Source organism: Flavobacterium sp. F52 (genome assembly GCF_000278705.1).
GTDB lineage: Bacteria > Bacteroidota > Bacteroidia > Flavobacteriales > Flavobacteriaceae > Flavobacterium > Flavobacterium anhuiense.
The window spans coordinates 59,349-77,230 of record NZ_AKZQ01000030.1; the positions used below are offsets into that span (position 1 = coordinate 59,349).

A 17,882-nucleotide genomic window follows, 5' to 3' on the forward strand; every position below is an offset into this window, starting at 1 on the left:
AATTTTCTTTCTTCGTATTGATCAAAAACTTTTTCGTATTTTAAACTATGGGATAATAAAATTTGATAATATTTTATTATACGAAAAATGGTTTAGGCCTTTGAGTGTTAACTCAAGACCTAAACCTAGTTCTTAAACTGAGTTTAATTATTTAAGCTCAACAGTAGCTCCAGCCTCTTCTAAAGATTTTTTAAGACCTTCAGCCTCTTCTTTAGAAACACCTTCTTTAACGTTGCTTGGTGCACCGTCTACTACATCTTTAGCTTCTTTAAGACCTAAACCAGTTAATTCTTTAACTAATTTTACAACAGCTAATTTAGAAGCTCCTGCATCTTTCAATACAACTGTAAATTCAGTTTGTGCTTCTTCAGCAGCACCGTCTCCTCCACCAGCAGCAACTACTACAGCAGCAGCAGCAGGCTCGATTCCGTACTCATCTTTTAATATTGTTGCTAATTCGTTAACTTCTTTAACTGTTAAGTTAACTAATTGTTCTGCGAATTGTTTCAAATCTGCCATTTTTTCTATCGTTTAAAATGATTTGTGTAAAAATATAATTTAATTATTGTGCGCTAATTAAGCAGCAAGGAAGCAAGCCTCCCTACATTTATTACTCTGCTCCTTCTTCGCTTCCAGCGAATTTGTTTTGTAAAGCAGAAATAATTCTTTGAGCTGGAGATTGTAATAATCCAATGATTTCTCCAATAAGCTCTTCCTTAGATTTAATTGTAGCTAATGTATCTAATTGGTTATCCCCAATATATACTTCAGAATTGATGTAAGCTCCCTTTAAAACTGGTTTATCAGATTTCTTACGGAAATCTTTGATAATTTTTCCAGGTGCATTAGCAACATCAGAAATGAAGATAGCACTATTACCTGATAAAACTGTAGGTAAATCACCATAATCATTAGAAGAAGCTTCCATTGCTTTTGCAAGCAAAGTGTTTTTTACAACCTCTAATTTGATACCTGCTTTGAAACAAGCTCTACGTAAGCTTGAAGTTGTCTCTGCGTTTAAACCAGAAATATCAGAAATGTAAATGATATTTGTACCAGCTAACTGCGCAGTTAAATTTTCAATCGCGATTGATTTTTCTTCTCTAGTCATACTAAAAATTTTTAACTACCAATTATACTGCTTTTGGGTCTAATGCGATAGCAGGACTCATTGTGCTTGTAAGGTGAATACCTTTAATGTATGTACCTTTAGCAGCAGTTGGTTTAAGTTTTATTAATGTTTGAATAATTTCGTGTGCGTTCTCAACGATTTGCTCAGCTCCGAAAGAAACTTTACCAATACCAGCGTGAACGATACCAGTTTTATCAACTTTAAAGTCAATTTTACCAGCTTTAACTTCTTGAACAGCTTTAGCAACATCCATAGTTACAGTACCTGTTTTAGGGTTTGGCATTAAACCTCTAGGTCCTAAAATACGACCTAATGGACCTAATTTACCCATAACAGCAGGCATAGTAATGATCACATCAACATCTGTCCAACCGTCTTTAATTTTTTGTAAGTAATCGTCAAGACCAACGTGATCTGCTCCAGCTTCTCTTGCTTCAGCTTCTTTATCTGGAGTAACCAATGCTAATACTTTAACGTCTTTTCCTGTTCCGTGAGGTAAAGTAACTACACCTCTAACCATTTGATTCGCTTTTCTTGGATCAACACCCAAACGAACTGCGATATCAACAGACTCATCAAATTTTGCAGAAGCAACAACTTTAATTAATGCAGCAGCATCTTTTAAAGAGTATAATTTGTTCTTTTCAATTTTTGAAGCAGCCTCTTTTTGCTTTTTTGTTAATTTTGCCATTTCTTTTTCTTAATTAAAAAGGAGCATCTCCTGATACAGTTATACCCATAGATCTAGCTGTTCCAGCAACCATACTCATAGCTTTCTCGATTGTGAAAGCGTTTAAGTCTGGCATTTTGTCTTCAGCAATAGTTCTAATTTGTTCCCAAGTAACGCTAGCTACTTTTTTACGATTAGGCTCACCAGAACCAGATTTTAGCTTCGCAGCTTCCATTAACTGAACTGCTGCTGGAGGAGTCTTAACAACAAAATCAAATGATTTGTCTTTGTACACAGTGATTTGCACTGGACAAATTTTGCCAGGTTTATCTTGAGTTCTAGCATTAAATTGCTTACAAAACTCCATGATATTAACCCCAGCAGCTCCTAAAGCAGGTCCAACCGGTGGCGACGGGTTCGCAGCACCTCCCTTAACTTGTAGTTTAACTACCTTACTAATTTCTTTAGCCATTTTTAAAAAATTTAACACTGCAATCTATGGAAGCGATTACAATGGTTTATTATAGTGTAACAAAAAATTATACTTTTTCTACTTGCATAAAGCTTAATTCTAATGGAGTTTTTCTTCCGAAAATCTTAACCATTACTTCAAGCTTACGCTTCTCTTCATTGATTTTTTCAACAGATCCATTAAATCCGTTGAAAGGCCCATCAATAACCTTAACCGTTTCACCAACACTAAATGGAATAGAACGAGTGTCTGTATTAACAGCCAATTCATCCACTTTACCTAACATACGGTTTACTTCAGAAAGTCTCAAAGGAACTGGTTCTCCACCTTTAGTCTCTCCTAAAAATCCAATAACACTAGTAATTGACTTAATAATATGAGGAATCTCACCAACCAAGTTAGCTTCGATCATAACATATCCAGGAAAATACACTTTATCCTTAGATGATTTTTTCCCATCTTTTACAGTAACTACTTTTTCAGTAGGAACTAAAACCTGAGAAACATAATCCTCCATACCTAATCTCGCAATCTCAGTCTCGATATAAGCTTTCACTTTATTTTCTTGACCACTAACCGCTCTAACTACGTACCATTTTTTCACATTATTATCTGCCATCACAAAAAAATTATCCTTTTAACCAGTTAAAAAATCCAGCCAAAGCTTTTGCAAAAAATTCGTCTACTCCCCAAGTTGCCAAAGCGAATAAAATCGAAAATACAGCCACAACAATTGTCAATTTTTGTACTTCAGCCCAAGCTGGCCAAGTAACATTTGACTTTAACTCTTCGAAAGCCTCTGATAAATAATTAGTAACTTTTGTCATTTGATATATTTTTTATTGCACGGGCGGAGGGATTCGAACCCCCATCAACGGTTTTGGAGACCGCTATTCTACCCTTGAACTACGCCCGTAATTAAAGCCAGTGATTAAAAAATAATCACTGGCTTCTTATTTATTTTAATAGAATTACTCTACGATTTCAGTAACTTGACCAGCACCAACTGTTCTACCACCTTCACGGATAGCGAAACGTAAACCTACGTTCATAGCGATTGGGCTTAATAAAGCAACCTCAATAGTTAAGTTATCACCTGGCATTACCATCTCTACACCTGCTGGTAAAGTAATAACTCCTGTTACGTCAGTTGTACGTACGTAGAACTGTGGACGGTAGTTATTGTGGAATGGAGTGTGACGTCCACCTTCTTCTTTTTTCAAGATATAAACCTCAGCTTTGAATTTAGAGTGTGGTTTTACTGAACCTGGCTTAATGATAACCATACCTCTTTTGATGTCTGATTTATCAATACCTCTTAACAATAAACCTACGTTATCTCCAGCTTCACCTCTATCAAGGATTTTACGGAACATCTCAACTCCTGTAATAGTAGAAGTTAATTTTTCAGCTCCCATACCAATGATTTCAACAGGATCTCCAGTATTAGCAACTCCAGTTTCGATACGACCTGTAGCAACAGTTCCACGACCTGTAATTGTAAATACGTCCTCAACTGGCATCAAGAATGGTTTAGCTACGTCACGTACTGGCTCTTCGATCCAGTTGTCAACAGCCTCCATTAATTCGATAATTTTAGGTACCCAGTTTGGATCATTGTTTAATCCTCCTAAAGCAGAACCTTGAACTACAGGACCATTATCTCCATCATATTCGTAGAAAGATAATAAATCTCTAATTTCCATTTCAACAAGCTCTAACAACTCAGCATCATCAACCATATCCACTTTGTTCATGAAAACAACGATTCTTGGAATACCAACCTGACGTCCTAAAAGGATGTGCTCACGAGTTTGTGGCATTGGACCATCTGTAGCAGCAACTACTAAGATAGCTCCGTCCATTTGAGCAGCTCCAGTAACCATGTTCTTTACGTAATCCGCGTGACCTGGACAGTCAACGTGAGCGTAGTGACGGTTAGCTGTTTCATACTCTACGTGAGATGTATTGATAGTAATACCTCTTTCTTTCTCCTCTGGAGCGTTATCGATTTGATCAAACGATTTTGCTTGACAGTAACCAGCATCTGACAATACTTTTGTAATTGCAGCAGTTAATGTAGTTTTTCCGTGATCTACGTGTCCAATTGTACCTATGTTTAAGTGCGGTTTGGAACGATTAAAATTCTCCTTTGCCATTTTACTTAATTTTTAATCTTAGTTATATATTAATTTTCAATTTCCTACTTACTTGAGCCAATGTCGGGATTTGAACCCGAGACCTCTTCCTTACCAAGGAAGCACTCTACCCCTGAGCTACACCGGCAGAGAGTTCTGATTTTAGATTCCTGAATTTAGATCTTAGATTTTTAAAAATCTAAAACCCAAAACCTTAACCTCTTTTTTTGTGGGGAGAGCAGGATTCGAACCTGCGAAGTTTTCACAGCAGATTTACAGTCTGCCCTCGTTGGCCGCTTGAGTATCTCCCCTAATTTTTAAAATCCAATATTTTAAAGAACCAATCCAAATCGCATTTGAATTTATTGAGCCGATAGAGGGACTCGAACCCACGACCTGCTGATTACAAATCAGCTGCTCTAGCCAGCTGAGCTACATCGGCGAATACATTAAAAAAGTCCGCTATTTCTAACGGACTGCAAATGTAGCTATTTTATCTTTTAATCAAAACATTTTTCGAAAAAAATTTCAATTAAATGTGCGCTCTTATTTTTTCCTTCCTTTTTACAAGCAAACGTTCTAACGACTCTGCAGAAAGCTCAACCGCTTCTTCAAATGTTTTACACTGTTTTTTTACCAAAAAATCATCACCAGGAACATTAATCTTTATCTCCACCACCTTATTCTCTTTATCACTTGTTCTTTCTACTTTTAAAAAAACATCTGATGAAACCACACGATCGTAGTATTTCTCTAGCTTACCCATTCTTTCTTGGATAAAATCGACCAATTTTCTGTCGACAGTAAAATTAACTGCATGAACATCTACCTTCATAATAAAAATTTTAGGATTAACACTTAGAACCGCTATTTACTTCTTGGATGTGCACCTTTATATACTTTTTTAAGCTCCGCAAGACTATTATGAGTATAAACCTGTGTAGATGCCAAACTAGAATGCCCTAGCAATTCTTTAACTGAATTCAAATCTGCCCCATTATTTAAAAGGTGTGTTGCAAAAGTATGGCGTAGCACATGCGGACTTTTTTTTACCTTTTCTGAGACCCTACTAAAGTATGAATTTATTAAACGATAAACAAAAGATTCGCTCAATTTTAACCCTTTTTTAGAAACAAAAAAATAGTCCGAATCAACCAAACTTTCTAAACCATCTCTTTCCCTTATATACGAATCAATTTGACCGCCAATAATCGGCAAAATAGGAATAATGCGTTCTTTATTTCTTTTCCCTAAAACTTTAATTGTATTACTTGAACGATCAACATTTCTAACCATTAAATGAATCAATTCAGCACGACGCATTCCTGTAACATAGAACATCTCTACAATAAGCCTATCCCGAATCTCTTCAAAACCGACAGGAGCTTCCATTACATCCAGCAAATCCTTTAATTCTTTTTCCGAAAAAGGAATCTGAACTACTTTTGGAGTTTTCAAAGACTTATGCTTCAGCATCGGATTAACCTCAATCTGCTTTGACTTTAAAAGAAACTTATAAAAAGCCTTCAAGGAAGCCATTTTTCTATTTATAGAAACGTTTGAAATATTTTGATCCACTAAAAAAACGATCCAGCTCCTCACCTGACTATAGTTTACCAAATCAATACTTTCCTGCCCAAAAGATTCTTTTACAAAAGACTCAAAAGAAACTATATCATTCAAATAAGCACCAACAGTATGCGGAGAATATTTTTTTTCCAACAAAAGATAATCCGAAAAAGCCTCTTTATTTGTTTTCATAAAATCTAAAATTTAAGCATAAAAAAACCGTTAGCATCAAAATTAAAACATTTTGACCACTAACGGTAATTATTTTCGAAAAGCTGATATTAACTTTCTAAACTGTCTTTCAAGCTTTGAATGTAAGCCGCTTTTTGGATTTGAGCTCTTTTGATAACAGAAGGCTTAATAAAAGCAGTACGTGCTCTTAATTGACGAACAGTTCCTGTTTTATCAAATTTTCTTTTATAGCGCTTTAATGCTCTATCGATATTTTCTCCGTCTTTAATTGGTATAATTAACATAATATAGACACCTCCTTTCGTTAAGGCTGCAAATGTATGTATTAATTATTAATTATGAATTATAAATTTTGAATTATTTTCAAAAATTTCTTATTTTGTGTATGCGTGAGGGATTGCAATGGAAATCCTTTTTGTTTTTTCTTTAAAAACAAAAAGATTGGAATGAAAAGCCCGACCCTAAAAACAAAAGCCTCTCTGCGCTTGCAAAATGGCTTTTGTTTTTAGGGGCACGCCCAAAATAAGCTACTATTTTAATAAGTTTCTAGAAATAACGAGCTTTTGGATTTCTGTTGTTCCCTCTCCTATAGTACATAATTTAGAATCTCTATAGAATTTTTCTACTGGAAAATCTTTAGTGTAGCCATAACCGCCATGAATCTGAACGGCTTCATTTGCAATTTTAACACATGCTTCTGATGCATACATTTTTGCCATTGCCCCTAATGTTGTTACAGGTTTATGTTGTTGCTTTAAATAGGCCGCTTTATGCAAAAGCAATTCTGACGCTTCAATTTCTGTTGCCATATCTGCTAACTTAAAGGAGATTCCCTGAAAATTGCTGATTGGCTGTCCAAATTGATGTCTTTCTTTTGAATATTTCAATGCCGCTTCATACGCCCCTTTTGCAATTCCTAAAGACAGTGCTCCAATAGAAATTCTTCCTCCGTCAAGAATTTTCATAGCCTGCACGAAACCTTGTCCGACTTCCCCCAACCTATTTGCATCAGGAACAAGACAGCCATCAAAAACCAATTCAGCCGTTTCACTTGCTCTCATTCCTAATTTATTTTCTTTTTTACCAGACGAAAACCCTTTCATGCCTTTTTCAAAGACAAAAGCCGTCATTCCTTTAGAATCGCCTTTTTCTCCGGTACGAACAATCACAACGGCAATGTCTCCAGATATACCATGCGTAATAAAGTTTTTCGCACCATTGACAATCCAATGATCGCCATCTTTTACAGCGGTTGTACTCATTCCTCCAGCATCAGAACCTGTGTTATGCTCTGTCAATCCCCATGCTCCTATATATTCTGCTGTAGCCAATTTTGGCAACCATTTTTTCTTTTGCTCTTCGTTTCCGAAAGTTAAGATATGATTCGTACATAAAGAATTATGCGCCGCAACAGACAATCCAATTGAAGGGTCTACTTTTGAAATTTCTTCAATTACTGTGACATATTCATGATAACCCAAACCTGATCCTCCGTATTCTTCAGGAACCAAAACTCCCATGAAGCCCATTTCTCCAAGTTTTTTAAATAAAGGAATCGGGAAAATTTGTTCTTCGTCCCATTCCATTATATAAGGTCTAATATTTTTTTCTGCAAAGTCTTTTATAGACTGTGCAATCATTATCTGCGTTTCGTTGTAATCAAAGTTCATGAGTTAGTTTCTTTTAGAACTCCAAATATAAACTAATTATTTTTGCTTTTTCAACAGGAAAATCTTTAATTTTTGCTAAATCCTCAATATTATTAAAATTTCCATTCATGCTTCTATACGTTACGATTTGCTTTGCGAGTCCATATTTAAAATATGAAAATTGAGATAATTCTTTTAATGATGCCTCGTTTACGTTTATTTTCTTCAAAGTTGGCGGAATCACAACCTTAAAATGGCTATTCAACTCATTTATAACTTCAGGCGAAAGTCCCCAAATATCTTTCATCTGATCCATAGAAACAAAGGAGCCTAGAATTTCTTTTTGCTTAAGTATTCTGGACGACAACCCTTCTCCTATTCCATAAATTTTCATTAAATCTTCCTGAGTAGCCTGATTAATATCTAAAATTGCAATCTTTTCTTTTTTGGGAAAACTTTTTATACTGAAATCTTTTTTCTCACTACTATAAATAGGTTTATTCTGTTTCCAATCTGGAAATTTAAACAAAGGAGAAATTTTATTTAACAGAGAATCTGAAATCCCAGTAACTTTTTGAAACTCTTCTGCAGAATTTACATATTTATTCTCCTTTCTAAATGCCACTAAACGATCAATTTCTTCAACCGACATCCCTAGTTTATATCCTTTATAATCAGAAATAAAATTAGGATTAAAAAGATAATTAGCTGGTTTTGCATTTTTATCTATCAATTTCTTCTGATCAATTTCTGATTGAAGTGCAAGCCACTGTTCTTTTTCTGCATTCTCAATTTCTAAAATATTAAAATCAGATAATAAATAAAACATCTGCAATCCTATCATAATAAGAAAGAGAATAAAAATACCAATGCGTTGCTGTTTTGTAAAATAAAAATACTTGTTTAGAGGTTTAAAATTCATATTTAAAAATACTTTTGAAGAATAAATTAAGAAAAATCCTTCAAATTTATTAAGAAAATTAGTAAGAAAAGTAGTTTTCAAAAAATTATCGAATCTTTTATAAAAGGCCAATTAATTTAATGAATGTCAATACTTAAAGAATCTTTCTTACGACAACTGTAAAAAAAACAAAGATTTTATAACTTAAAACATGATAATTGTTTTTATTTTTTACAAAAAACAATACATTTGGCACTTAATAACAAATAAACCAATAAAATAATATGTCAATTTGGAGAGTTAAACCTATATCAGCCTTTGAGGCCGATATGAAAAAAAGTGATTTAAAAAGAGTCCTAGGAAAATGGAGTCTTACTGCGATTGGTGTTGGTGCCATTATCGGCGGTGGAATTTTTGTACTTACAGGTACTGGGGCTTATTATCATGCCGGTCCAGCATTAGCAATTTCGTTTATCATCGCAGGTATTGCGTGTGTTTTTGCGGCTCTTTGCTATTCTGAATTTGCTTCTATTTTACCTGTTGAAGGATCTGCTTATGCGTATGCTTATGGTACTATAGGAGAAATTTTTGCCTGGATAATTGGGTGGGGATTAATTCTCGAATATGCAATGGGGTCTATGACCGTAGCAGTTTCCTGGTCTGGATACTTTAATAAATTACTGAAATTATTTCATATAAAACTCCCTGAATGGCTTACAACAGATCCTGCGAGTTATACTGGCGAAGGTTTCTCAATGAATCTTCCTGCTTTCTTAATCGTTATCTTAGTTATCTCATTACTTATTAAAGGAACAAAAAGTGCCGCAAAAGCAAACAATGCTATTGTTATCCTTAAAGTTTCTGCAGTAATCTTTGTAATTGTTGCTGGTCTTTTCTTCATCAATACTGCAAACTGGAGCCCATTTATTCCTGAAGCAACTCAGATCGTTGAAAAAGAAACTACGCACAATGCTTACGGAATTGGAGGTATCATTTCTGGAGCCGCTGCAATTTTCTTTGCTTATGTTGGTTTTGATGCCGTTTCTACACAAGCTGGAGAAGCTATCAATCCTAAAAAAGACGTTCCGTTTGCAATTATTGCTTCATTATTGATTTGTACAACTTTATATATTCTTGTTTCTTTAGTATTAACAGGAATGATGAACTACCAAGATTTTAACCCGCTAGGAAAATATCCTGAAGCTATTAAAGCTCCTGTTGCTTATGCTTTTGATATCGCTGGACAGGGTTGGGCTGGCTTTATTATTACTGTTGCCGCTACTATTGGTTTAGTTTCGGTATTAATGGTAATGATTATGGGCCAATCTAGAATTTTCTTAGGAATGTCTAAAGACGGTTTAATTCCACAAGTTTTCTCTAAAGTAAACCCTATTTCTGGAACTCCAAAAACAAACTTAATGATTCTTGGAGCTGTTATTGCAACTGTTGCTGCTTTTACTCCAATCAATAAATTAGCTGATATGACAAGTTTTGGTACTTTATTCGCCTTTACAATGGTTTGTATCGCTGTTTGGATTTTAAGAGTAAAACAACCTGGATTAAACAGGACTTTTAGAGTTCCTGCTTTACCAGTTATTGCGGTATTAGGAATTGCAATTAATAGCTACTTAATTTTCAATTTGAGTAAAGATGCTCAATTATTATCTCTTGGATGGCTTGTCCTTGGAATAGTTGTATATTTTGGATACAGCAAAAAGAGATCAAGACTTAACGATGGTACTGAAGAATAATAAAATATCACTTCATAAAAAAGCTCCAAATTAAATTTGGAGCTTTTTTTATAAATCAAATACTGATGTTCTTTTTGAACGGATTAAATCTTTCAGTCTAATCCAGAAAGCAAGAGTTAAATAGACTCCAAAGCCCAAACCAGCTGTAACAAAAGAAATGTAGATAAAAAACAGCCTTACACTTGTTACGCGCATTCCGAGTTTATCTGCTAATCTTGAAGAAACATGAAAACCATATTTTTCAAAAAAGAATTTAAGTTTTAAAATTGCTGACATCTCTTTTAGATTTATGACTTTAGATTTTAGATTCTGATTGTTCGCGATTACAAAAGTACAAATTATCTAATTATTTTTGAGTAGTTCTAATCCGATAGCACATTTTAAGCATGCTTTACGCTCACAGTATTCATTTTTAAGTTCGAGCAAGGCTTGACTTTCAAATGCGGATTGAGACTTTATTCCAAACGAATTAAACTTGTCAATAATCGCGTTTTTCTCTGAGTCAACTTCATTTATAAAATCAATCAAATCTTCGGCAATTGATTCGCTCCTTATATTAGAATAAGCAAATTGAAGCGGGATTATAGTATTAATTACCACTAAATCTATAAATGGCTTAGAAAGCATTTTAGATTTATTTGGACTTTCTTTATCAAATTGATAATGGTTTTGCCAATATGAACTTGCAGAAATATTCAGCAAACGATACACTTCGCCAATAGATTTCAAATCAATTATTTTTGAAAATAAGTTTTGATGTCTATGATATAAAGATGCTAACTGAGAAAGTCTAATAGTAGGGAAATTATCTGGACGAAGCTTAAAAAATTGAAGAGGATCTGCATAAATCTTTTCAATTTGATATTTATGCAATAAATAGAAGTAGCGAAACTTTAAATCTTTATAATAAACATCTTCTTTCTCTGTTTCCAATAATCCTGAAGTTCCAAAAAGAAGCGCTTCCAGATTTTCGACTTCAAAACTTTCTTTTCTAATTACTGAAAAAGGAATTGTTTTTGCTATCTGCAAAAAGGAATTTCCGTTGGTATTTAAACCAAAATTTTTCGCTAGAAGACAAAACAAGACAGCTTCCCAATCTTGATTCGTTTCTTCTAATAATTGATTTATAAACTTTGATTTTCGCTCTAAACGTTCAAAAAATAATCTTTCCTGCCAATTCTTAAACACAAACCTGTCAATTTCTTTTAATTGCCTTTCACAAGAAATCCATGTTTTTGGAGAAACCAAAGCATTATAATTATCAATAATTTCTTTTGAAACATAATCTTTAAGCACTAGAACGGGTATCTCTGTATTGTCTTCTCTAAAGATGGCCGTGTCATTTTCCCACACAACATGAAGAATCACATTTTTATAAGCGGCATCTTTTTCATGATTATGCAAATACCAGTCTGAAGATTTTAAATGAATCTCTACATTACCAGCCCACTTCTGATTTCCGATTTCTATATGAGCATTAAAAAAATCAGGCCCAGCAAGCTCCAAATAATCGCCTGTTTTAATGATGGTTATTTCTTCTCCTTGAACAGATTTTAAATTCAAGCCATCAAACTTCTTGAATTTCCAGAGATAATGAAGGAAGTCTTCTTTCATTTTAGATTTTTATAGTGTAATTACAAAATCTAAAAGTAATTAAATTTTAATACTATTCTTACAAATATTTGAATTATTTAGCGAAGCATATATAATTTAGCACAGGCTCTTGCATCTGACAATGCCTCATGGTGATTGAGATGAATATTCATTTCGCGGCAGCAATCACTCAATTTGGTTGGCTTTATTCCTTTTGCTTTGTAGATTTTAACCGTGCATTCCCATTTTGCAGCAATGTTTAAATCATCATAATTTAGGCCATGAAGCAACATGGTTTTTATTAAAACATTCCGGTCAAAACTTTCATTGTGTGCTACTACAACTCTGTTTTTTAACCTCTTTTCAATTTCAGGATAGATTTGGAAGAAAGATTTTGCATTAATGGTATCTTTCGGGTAAATTCCGTGAACACGAATTGTAAAAGGATTGTATTCGTTGTTTGGCGGTTTAATTAATGATACATACTCGTCTACAATAACTCCATTTTCGACCGTAACAATTCCCACCGAACACGGATGATAGCCAGTTGCCGTTTCAAAATCAATAGCAGTAAAAGTCATATTCTCTTTTTAAAATACAAATCCATAAACCTTATCGAAAAACAATTCGGTTTATGGATTATTAATTATTTATAAAAGGCTTATTTTATTGAGCCAATTATATCATATTTAGTGATAATGTGATGATGTCCGTTTCCTAAATCTACTAAAACAGCATCATTTTCTTTTGTAAAAAGTTTTGAAACTTCTTCGATCGGAGTTCCTAATTTTACAATCGGAAAAGGTTTGCCCATTACTTCTTTTATTGGCTTTTCGGCAACATTTTTATCAGCAACATAGCTTCTAAATAAATCAGTTTCATCTACAGAACCAACAAAGCCGTTAATATCAACAACCGGAATCTGCGAAATTTTGTATTTACGCATACGCTCAATTGCATGCGAAACTAATTCTTCAGTACGTACTACAATCAGCTCCTTATCAATATGATCTTTAATAACGTCTTCTGCTTTTGTTACATTTTCTTCTAAGAATCCTCGCTCACGCATCCAATCATCGTTGAACATTTTACCTACATATCGGCTTCCAGAATCGTGAAATAACACTACTACTACATCATCTGGTTTAAAATGCTCTTTCAACTGCAATAAACCTTTTATACAGGCTCCTGCAGAATTTCCAACAAAAATACCTTCTTCAAGAGCAATTTTTCTAGTATAGACTGCAGCATCTTTGTCGGTCACTTTTGTAAAACCATCAATTAGAGAAAAATCAACATTTTTAGGCAAAATATCTTCTCCAATACCTTCTGTTATATAAGAGTAAATTTCATTTTCATCAAAGATTCCTGTTTCGTGGTATTTTTTAAAGACAGAACCATATGTATCAATTCCCCAGATTTTGATGTTCGGGTTTTTCTCTTTAAGGTATTTTCCAACCCCAGAAATAGTCCCGCCTGTTCCAACTCCCACAACAAAATGCGTGATTTTCCCATCTGTCTGTTTCCAGATTTCAGGTCCAGTCTGTTCATAATGCGCCAGCGAATTTGACATATTATCATACTGATTTACATACCAAGAATTTGGGGTTTCTTCTGCTAAACGCTTTGAAACCGAATAGTAAGAACGCGGATCTGTAGGCTCAACATCAGTAGGGCAAACGACAACTTTTGCTCCAACGGCACGAAGAATATCCATTTTTTCTTTAGACTGTTTGTCTGAGATCACACAAATTAATTTGTATCCTTTTACAATTGCAACAAGTGCAAGTCCCATTCCTGTATTTCCGGAAGTTCCTTCAATGATAGTTCCCCCAGGTTTTAGTCGGCCATCTGCCTCAGCATCTTCAATCATTTTTACAGCCATTCTGTCTTTTACAGAATTACCAGGATTAAAGGTTTCGACTTTTGCCAATACTAACGCATCAATTTCAGCAACAATTTTGTTGAGTTTTACCAATGGTGTATTACCAATTGTTTCTAAAATGTTATTTGAAAAGTCCATTTTTATTTAAGTTTATTAGTGGTTCTAAATAAAAAGTAAGCCAGTTTTTATTGGAAGAAGTTCCAAACCAGACCAAAACGCAATGCAAAATCACGATACGGATTATGAGGCGCTGCATAATAGTTGCTTTGCGTAAATAAAGCATTAAAATGTTCCGCTTTTAAATAAAAACGGGTCTGGCGTATTCTGGCATTCACAAAGAAATCGAATGTTGCAAAACCACCGATTTTTTTATCCTGTTGCACAAAAAATTCTGCAATAACAGGGTTATAATCATCTCCATAGTATTTAGTCATATAATTAAATACAAGCCCTGTTTGCATGAACAATGCTTTTTTAAAGAAATGATTCGAATAATAGAATGTATTTCTAGTTACAAAATCAGGCACATTTAAAACTAAATCTGACTGATCTACTTTCTGATACAAAAGTGTATTATCTAGCGCAAAAGGACCAAATTTAAACTCCCGGCTTGCTTTTATTTCTAAATAATTAATCACATTTCCGTATTGCATTGGTTTCACAATCTGTTGACTTGCCGCTTTTTCTGCATCTGTAGCCATATCAGTAAAATACAAATGATCTTTCAGCACTGTATACTGAACTTGTCCTGTCAACCAAGGAGTTGTAATCTCTGCGCTTAAGGAATTAATTTTTTCGTTTTTAAAATTATTCGACCAATTGTACGAAATCCAACTGCTTTGGTACAAATTATAATTGTTGTTTGGCAATTTATTAATGTTGCGATATCTGAAATCAAATTTGATTTTTTCGCTCATATCATATCGCAGTTTAGCATCCAAATCTGAAAGCGATTCGTTGGTTATTGATCTTGAATATAAAAATCTACCATTCCATTTGTTTTTCTGATATTCATATTGAGCACCAAAATTGTTAAACTGCAAAAACAAATTATCTGGAACTGCATTTCCGTCAGCATCAACAATAATTCGGTTATATTTATAATTCGATCTATAGTCGTCGATAAAGAATATAAATTTTCCTAAAAGCGAATTCTCGTAAGCCGCTCCCACTTTGTTATACAACCTTTCATATTTAGTCTGATCGTTAATATTACTTGCCGCATACGAGTCTCCAAATCGCTGTATACGCGTAGTTGATCCATCATTAGCAGTTAAAATCGACATTACAGTTGGCTGTTTATATTCATAAGCTTTATATTCATAATTAAACTGATGCGTTATATATAAATTATTACTCCCATCAGTTGGATTTACTCTAAAAGCATGATCAAAAAATAATCTTCTTCCTTTTAAAAAGGATTCTGCGTCGGTTAAATAAACCTGTAATCTTTGTCGATTTTTATAATCTTGATTATCACTTTCAAAATCAGCATCGTTTGTAATACCGCCATTTTCCTCATTCAATATATCCTGATTCGTGAAGTGCGCGTTTATTGCATAACGCTTATTGGTTGTAGCATAACTAGTTGTAATTCTCAGATTTCCGGCACTAACTAATTGATTATTATAATCTCCCTCAGATCTTAGACCTTTATAAGCAATAGAAAAATTAAGATTTTTAGAAGCATTTAATGTGATAAAAGAATCCACATTCTGTCCTTTTTTTATTGTTGTATTAAAAAACAATTCTGTAAAAGGAGTTGCAACAGAATAATATCTAATTTGATCTGCTTGCATATAAAGAGAATGTTTTCCGCTAAAACCAATTTCTGGATAAGGAGAAAAACTCGTCAAGCTATATTGCAGCATATTTAGTGGCTGTCCAATATTAGACAGCTCCTGGAGTCCGAAAAGATCTTTTCTAAGATGATTCTGTCTATAAGCACTTTTAATAGTTAGCGAAGTATCTGCATAAATTGTATCATGTTCTAAAGTCACAATTTTATACTGATCTATCGTTGCTATTTTTTGTTTTTTCTTTTTTACGGAATCAGTAATACTTGAATATTCCGTATTCATATCTAAATTATTTTTAGGAGCAGTTTTTTTTTCTTGCGAAAACAATAAAGTTGGTACAACTAATAGATATAGAAAAATGAATATTCTCATTTGATGGCTTTATATAAATTTATTTTTTCAAAATTTTGCTAAGCAAAGGTAAATTATAAAAACAAATAAATAAAAAAACACTTCATTTTATACAATTGCCTTGGCTGACAGTACGAAAACGAATATTTTTGCTGAAAATTTCATTTCATTTGTTATTTAAACCCTAAAAAATGCTCGAAAAAAATTTCTCAGGATTTGTTTTAGAAACTGGAACTGATGAAGCCGGCAGAGGATGTTTAGCCGGGCCGGTTACTGCCGCAGCTATAATTTTACCCGAACATTTTGAGAACAAAATTCTGAATGACAGTAAGCAATTGTCTGAAAAAACGAGAGCCTTATTAAGGCCAATTCTCGAAAAAGAAGCTGTATGTTTTTCTGTAACACATTTGTTTCCAGATGAAATTGACGAAATAAACATTCTAAATGCTTCGATGAAAGGAATGCAGGAATGCATTTTGAAACTAAAACATGTTCCTGAATATATTATAGTTGACGGAAATCGTTCCTTGAATGCTAAACTCGGACTTAAAAACACTTTTGGAAGGCAGTTTTCTAAAGATGAAATTGCTCTTTTAAAATCGATTCCGAACCAAAGCATTATAAAAGGCGACGGCAAATATCTTAGCATTGCAGCGGCATCTGTTTTAGCAAAAACCTATCGCGATGAATATATGGACAAAATTCACGAAGAATTTCCGATGTACAATTGGAAACAAAACAAAGGATATCCAACTAAAGAACATCGCGAAGCTATTAAGGAATTTGGAACTACAAAATATCATAGAATGAGTTTTAGACTTTTGCCAGAGCAGTTAGAACTTGATTTTTTTGAATAAAAAAAAAGACCTAAAAAGGTCGTTTTTTTTATTTTTTGCTTTTTAAGAATTCTGCAAACTGTTTTGTATCATAATAAAAAGATCTCACAGCTGTAATTTTTCCGTCCTTCAGATCGATATGTTCTGAAATTGGAACCGACATGGTTTTGCCTGATTTTTTTGATTTACAGCTCATTGTAAAATAAATGATCACTTCATTTTTAGAAGCATCACTAAAATAGGTTGGTTCTTTTTCTATTTGCAAATCAAAAAACTCTGTTGATTTTGTAAACATTTTTGTCCATTCGCTAAAACCTGTATAAGTTCCTCCATACGGTAATCCAACAGCTTGATTGTAAACTGCACCGTCTGCAACTACAGTAGCCACAGCATCAAAATCTCTTGTTTTAAAAAGGCTTTCGTAATATTTAGCTGCTACTTTCAAATTATCAGCTTCCAGATTTTTCAGAATATCAGCCTCAGACAAAGTCGCTCCTTTATCCCAGAAACCAATAATTTTGCTCACTTGTCCTTTATCGTTTAAACGTGCAAAATCACGTCCTGCCATTATTAGGTTGTTTTTGGAATCCAAAACTTTCCATTCCCACGTTACATAATTATCTTTTACAATTTTGGATCCTGATGTTAATATCGCATCTGGATTTTTCTTGTAAAATTCGTTGATTACATTATTAAATGCCGTAATTCCTTTTATAGAAGCCGAAGGATCTTCAAAAGTACTGTCTTCTAACCAAATAGATTTAATCATCTTTAATCTGGTATCGCTGTTTTTTTCCTGCCACACTTTTTCATAAACTGCAACTGGATATAATTTATCTTTCTTTTGGGCAAAAAGACCGTTAAGCGCAAAAACGAAACAGAATAAGTAGATTTTTCTCATAAGCAATTGGAAATAAAATGAAATTTTAATTTAATAGTATAAA

The 17,882-nt window shown here is 33.6% G+C and carries 20 protein-coding genes and 4 tRNA genes; 2 read left to right on the top strand and 22 right to left on the bottom strand.

What is annotated here, in order from left to right; all coding sequences use genetic code 11:
• Window positions 1-147 precede the first annotated feature (147 nt).
• The 16 genes from rplL to FF52_RS15390 all read right to left on the bottom strand — a co-directional run bounded on the left by rplL (window position 148) and on the right by FF52_RS15390 (window position 8,744).
• Window positions 148-519, bottom strand: a complete 372-nt coding sequence (rplL, locus tag FF52_RS15315) for a 50S ribosomal protein L7/L12 (RefSeq protein WP_008466917.1) — start codon at window positions 517-519, stop codon at window positions 148-150.
• 91 nt (window positions 520-610) lie between these two features.
• Window positions 611-1,111, bottom strand: coding sequence for a 50S ribosomal protein L10 (gene rplJ, locus FF52_RS15320; protein WP_008466919.1), 501 nt, complete (start codon window positions 1,109-1,111; stop codon window positions 611-613).
• Between the two features lie 22 nt (window positions 1,112-1,133).
• On the bottom strand, window positions 1,134-1,823 hold the full coding sequence (gene rplA / locus FF52_RS15325; protein ID WP_008466920.1) for a 50S ribosomal protein L1: 690 nt from the start codon (window positions 1,821-1,823) through the stop codon (window positions 1,134-1,136).
• A 13-nt stretch (window positions 1,824-1,836) separates the two neighbouring features.
• Window positions 1,837-2,274 (bottom strand): 50S ribosomal protein L11, encoded by a 438-nt coding sequence (rplK, locus tag FF52_RS15330; RefSeq protein WP_008466923.1) that lies wholly within the window; start codon window positions 2,272-2,274, stop codon window positions 1,837-1,839.
• A 67-nt stretch (window positions 2,275-2,341) separates the two neighbouring features.
• The gene (nusG, locus tag FF52_RS15335) at window positions 2,342-2,893 is read right to left on the bottom strand and encodes a transcription termination/antitermination protein NusG (protein WP_008466925.1); all 552 of its coding nucleotides are present in this window, start codon (window positions 2,891-2,893) and stop codon (window positions 2,342-2,344) included.
• A 10-nt stretch (window positions 2,894-2,903) separates the two neighbouring features.
• Window positions 2,904-3,101: a preprotein translocase subunit SecE gene (gene secE, locus FF52_RS15340; protein WP_008466927.1), complete on the bottom strand. Its 198-nt coding sequence runs from the start codon at window positions 3,099-3,101 to the stop codon at window positions 2,904-2,906.
• An 18-nt stretch (window positions 3,102-3,119) separates the two neighbouring features.
• Window positions 3,120-3,190: transfer RNA gene (locus FF52_RS15345), tRNA-Trp, on the bottom strand.
• A gap of 55 nt (window positions 3,191-3,245) precedes the next feature.
• Window positions 3,246-4,433, bottom strand: coding sequence for an elongation factor Tu (gene tuf, locus FF52_RS15350; protein ID WP_008466928.1), 1,188 nt, complete (start codon window positions 4,431-4,433; stop codon window positions 3,246-3,248).
• A 55-nt stretch (window positions 4,434-4,488) separates the two neighbouring features.
• Window positions 4,489-4,560 (bottom strand) — tRNA-Thr (locus FF52_RS15355).
• Between the two features lie 82 nt (window positions 4,561-4,642).
• A tRNA-Tyr gene (locus FF52_RS15360) sits at window positions 4,643-4,723 on the bottom strand.
• Window positions 4,724-4,780: 57 nt separating this feature from the next.
• Window positions 4,781-4,854: transfer RNA gene (locus FF52_RS15365), tRNA-Thr, on the bottom strand.
• Window positions 4,855-4,944: 90 nt separating this feature from the next.
• Window positions 4,945-5,247, bottom strand: a complete 303-nt coding sequence (gene hpf, locus FF52_RS15370) for a ribosome hibernation-promoting factor, HPF/YfiA family (RefSeq protein ID WP_008466930.1) — start codon at window positions 5,245-5,247, stop codon at window positions 4,945-4,947.
• 32 nt (window positions 5,248-5,279) lie between these two features.
• The gene (locus FF52_RS15375) at window positions 5,280-6,173 is read right to left on the bottom strand and encodes a tyrosine-type recombinase/integrase (RefSeq protein ID WP_008466932.1); all 894 of its coding nucleotides are present in this window, start codon (window positions 6,171-6,173) and stop codon (window positions 5,280-5,282) included.
• 89 nt (window positions 6,174-6,262) lie between these two features.
• Entirely contained in the window at window positions 6,263-6,457 is a 195-nt protein-coding gene (gene rpsU / locus FF52_RS15380) for a 30S ribosomal protein S21 (protein ID WP_008466933.1), read from the bottom strand.
• A gap of 246 nt (window positions 6,458-6,703) precedes the next feature.
• Window positions 6,704-7,843, bottom strand: a complete 1,140-nt coding sequence (locus tag FF52_RS15385) for an acyl-CoA dehydrogenase family protein (protein WP_008466935.1) — start codon at window positions 7,841-7,843, stop codon at window positions 6,704-6,706.
• A 13-nt stretch (window positions 7,844-7,856) separates the two neighbouring features.
• Window positions 7,857-8,744: a helix-hairpin-helix domain-containing protein gene (locus tag FF52_RS15390; RefSeq protein WP_035691709.1), complete on the bottom strand. Its 888-nt coding sequence runs from the start codon at window positions 8,742-8,744 to the stop codon at window positions 7,857-7,859.
• Between the two features lie 263 nt (window positions 8,745-9,007).
• Here FF52_RS15390 and FF52_RS15395 point away from each other — a divergent pair, with 263 nt between their 5' ends.
• The gene (locus tag FF52_RS15395) at window positions 9,008-10,474 is read left to right on the top strand and encodes an APC family permease (protein ID WP_008466939.1); all 1,467 of its coding nucleotides are present in this window, start codon (window positions 9,008-9,010) and stop codon (window positions 10,472-10,474) included.
• Between the two features lie 48 nt (window positions 10,475-10,522).
• On the opposite strand, the gene FF52_RS15400 is transcribed toward FF52_RS15395, so the two are convergent.
• The 5 genes from FF52_RS15400 to FF52_RS15420 all read right to left on the bottom strand — a co-directional run bounded on the left by FF52_RS15400 (window position 10,523) and on the right by FF52_RS15420 (window position 16,123).
• A complete protein-coding gene (locus tag FF52_RS15400) occupies window positions 10,523-10,750 on the bottom strand; it encodes a PspC family transcriptional regulator (protein ID WP_008466940.1) in 228 nt (75 codons plus the stop codon).
• 66 nt (window positions 10,751-10,816) lie between these two features.
• Window positions 10,817-12,088 (bottom strand): DUF2851 family protein, encoded by a 1,272-nt coding sequence (locus FF52_RS15405; protein WP_008466942.1) that lies wholly within the window; start codon window positions 12,086-12,088, stop codon window positions 10,817-10,819.
• A 77-nt stretch (window positions 12,089-12,165) separates the two neighbouring features.
• The gene (locus FF52_RS15410) at window positions 12,166-12,648 is read right to left on the bottom strand and encodes a 3'-5' exonuclease (protein WP_008466943.1); all 483 of its coding nucleotides are present in this window, start codon (window positions 12,646-12,648) and stop codon (window positions 12,166-12,168) included.
• Window positions 12,649-12,728: 80 nt separating this feature from the next.
• Window positions 12,729-14,090, bottom strand: coding sequence for a pyridoxal-phosphate dependent enzyme (locus FF52_RS15415; RefSeq protein ID WP_008466945.1), 1,362 nt, complete (start codon window positions 14,088-14,090; stop codon window positions 12,729-12,731).
• A 47-nt stretch (window positions 14,091-14,137) separates the two neighbouring features.
• Entirely contained in the window at window positions 14,138-16,123 is a 1,986-nt protein-coding gene (locus tag FF52_RS15420) for a putative porin (protein ID WP_008466947.1), read from the bottom strand.
• Window positions 16,124-16,293: 170 nt separating this feature from the next.
• Between FF52_RS15420 and FF52_RS15425 the strand changes: the two genes are divergently transcribed.
• A complete protein-coding gene (locus FF52_RS15425; protein ID WP_008466949.1) occupies window positions 16,294-16,959 on the top strand; it encodes a ribonuclease HII in 666 nt (221 codons plus the stop codon).
• Between the two features lie 28 nt (window positions 16,960-16,987).
• Here FF52_RS15425 and FF52_RS15430 read toward each other — a convergent pair whose 3' ends face one another.
• Window positions 16,988-17,839 (bottom strand): nuclear transport factor 2 family protein, encoded by an 852-nt coding sequence (locus tag FF52_RS15430; protein ID WP_008466951.1) that lies wholly within the window; start codon window positions 17,837-17,839, stop codon window positions 16,988-16,990.
• Window positions 17,840-17,882 lie beyond the last annotated feature (43 nt).